Annotated in this window: 1 rRNA gene; it reads right to left on the reverse strand. The window is 51.0% G+C overall.

The features are described 5' to 3' along the window. Window positions 1-284 (reverse strand): 23S ribosomal RNA (locus J9885_RS14945); the annotation flags it as partial. Between the last annotated feature and the right edge of the window lie 4 nt (window positions 285-288).

The following is a 288-nucleotide window of genomic DNA, read 5'->3' on the forward strand; positions in this document are numbered from 1 at the left end:
TCCAAGATGCTTAAGGGCTAATCCCCGTTCGCTCGCCGCTACTGAGGGAATCTCGGTTGATTTCTTTTCCTCGGGGTACTTAGATGTTTCAGTTCTCCCGGTTCGCCTCGCTACGCTATGTATTCACGTAGCGATACCCAGCTTATGCTGAGTGGGTTTCCCCATTCGGAAATCCGTGAGTCGTAATGTCTCTTACCGACTGCTCACGGCTTATCGCAGGTTAGTACGTCCTTCATCGCCTCTGACTGCCAAGGCATCCACCATGTACGCTTAGTCACTTAACCATAC

The sequence above is a fragment of the Aeromonas sp. SrichE-2G genome, assembly GCF_017939565.1.
GTDB lineage: Bacteria > Pseudomonadota > Gammaproteobacteria > Enterobacterales > Aeromonadaceae > Aeromonas > Aeromonas taiwanensis.